Source organism: Gordonibacter pamelaeae 7-10-1-b, assembly GCF_000210055.1.
Lineage (GTDB): Bacteria > Actinomycetota > Coriobacteriia > Coriobacteriales > Eggerthellaceae > Gordonibacter > Gordonibacter pamelaeae.
Map to the genome: position 1 here is coordinate 3,135,600 of NC_021021.1, position 1,803 is coordinate 3,137,402.

General features: G+C 52.7%; 3 protein-coding genes. 1 reads left to right on the top strand and 2 read right to left on the bottom strand.

Features of this window, described 5'->3' with window-relative positions; genetic code table 11:
- On the top strand, positions 1 to 486 hold a 486-nt coding region (locus GPA_RS14395), incomplete at its 5' end, for a restriction endonuclease subunit S (RefSeq protein ID WP_197533110.1).
- Here the strand turns inward: GPA_RS14395 and GPA_RS14400 are convergent.
- On the bottom strand, positions 473 to 1,267 hold the full coding sequence (locus tag GPA_RS14400; protein ID WP_015540327.1) for a tyrosine-type recombinase/integrase: 795 nt from the start codon (positions 1,265 to 1,267) through the stop codon (positions 473 to 475). The two genes, GPA_RS14395 and GPA_RS14400, sit on opposite strands and share 14 nt — an antisense overlap.
- Before the next feature lie 34 nt (positions 1,268 to 1,301).
- Positions 1,302 to 1,803 (bottom strand): restriction endonuclease subunit S (locus tag GPA_RS14405; protein ID WP_041239710.1); only part of this gene is annotated, 502 nt, incomplete at its 5' end.

The following is a 1,803-nucleotide window of genomic DNA, read 5'->3' on the forward strand; positions in this document are numbered from 1 at the left end:
CAGCTTGTCGCTACGTGCGGAGGCAAGACGCCCTCAAAAGCGAACAAGGAGTTCTGGGAGGGCGGCGGCGTTCCCTGGATGACCTCGAAGGACATGAAGGCGCCTGAGCTATTTGGCTCGCAGATAGAGCTCACTGAGTCGGGTGCGGCTGAAACCAACATAGTGCCTGCCGGGTCGGTGCTCATGGTCGTCAGAAGCGGCATTCTTCGTCGATTGCTCCCAGTTGCCATCAATCGCGTTGAAACCACGATCAATCAAGATTTAAAGGCCATGACGCCGTACGATCCGAGGCTCAGCGATTGGCTCCTCACTTGCTTCAACGCCTGGGACAAGCGAATACGCGACATATACCATAAAGACGGGACTACGGTCGACAGCATCGAGTTTGACGCGATGCTGTCGATGTTGCTCCCCGTGCCGCCCCTCGCCGAGCAGCGGCACATCGTCGAAGCAATTAAGACTGCATTTAACTTCACCAATCTATAGCTTCATCAACGGCGCGGCGCTGTTCCGCCGCAGTGCGGCGCAAATAGATGCGCGTCGTCTCAATACTCTCATGACCCATCAAATCGGCGAGAAAGGCTATGTCAGGGTTCTTGGATATGAAGTTCTTAGCAAACAAGTGCCGAAACGAATGGGGGTATACAACATCGGGGTTTATGTCGTAACGCTCGGCAGCACGTTTGAGACCGAGCGCTATACCACGGCTTGTTAGCGCCGACCGGTCGCCGAACAGCACGCCTTCCGTTTTACCCTCTCGAGTGCACCAACTAAGCGCCTCCGTTTGAAGGTTCGCTGGGATATAGACACGACGCAACTTCTGTCCTTTCGAAACTATGTCCATATGACCAGCTAAAACGTGCGCATGCTCGAACTTGCGAAGTTCGCTCACTCTGACGCCCGTGCAGGCAAGAAAGCGTACAACGAAGTACCAAAACCAGTCCTCGTCTCGCGTGAGCCCGTCTCGAAGACGACGGTACTCATCGTTTGAAATAACGTTGTTTAAGAAGGGCTTTTGCTGAACTCTAACGCCCTTTAGGCGCATCCCGTTGTATCCGAGAAAGTCCAAGTAGACGTTAATGGCACCAATTCGGTTATTCGCAGTCTTGGGAGCAAACGATGAAACCAGCCACTCCTTGTGCTCGAGAAGCGACTGGTTTGTGATAGGCGATATATTCTGCTCGAGCTGCTTCGCAGCAAACAAGTACGAAGAAATTGTGTTTGCCGCATAATCTTGTGCTTGTAGGTACTCTTCAAAATCTTTCATTGCATGTCTCCTTTCGACTACGCAATGAAAGCAGCTAATCGAGCAGATTGAATACCTCTTCTGTTCTTTCGACGATGCGGCGCTGCTCGGCGAGGGGCGGGACGGGGATTAGGAAGAAAGCGATCTCTTTCGCCGGAAGCTCCTTTTGATTTGTGCTTCCTGTTTGCTTGCTGAAGATGAGGTGTTGGCCATACTCCGATCGAAGTAGATGAAAAACATACTCACCCAACACGGAACCAAGTGTTCGCACCACCGCCACATGGGAGTCGGGCACGATGAATGGGTATTCGCCGAGTATGCTTTCATCAAACAGACCGACACGTCCGAGCGTGCCCGTGCCCGTCGAATTGACAACGACGTCCCCACCTCTTAGCTTGAGCTCCTCGCCGTATTTTCCTAACGCAGACTCGTCGAGAAACTTTGCTTTCTCCAGAGTGATGCCCCAAGGCTGGTTACACTTTTGGGCAAATACGGGGATGACCTTGTCATCGGTGTAGACGGGAGATTTGCCACGCCGCAGAAGGGAGCAAATTGAG

Bases quoted from the DNA above. Each gene is read 5' to 3' on its own strand.
- GPA_RS14400 (WP_015540327.1), bottom strand. From the start codon at position 1,267: ATGAAAGATTTTGAAGAGTACCTACAAGCACAAGATTATGCGGCAAAC.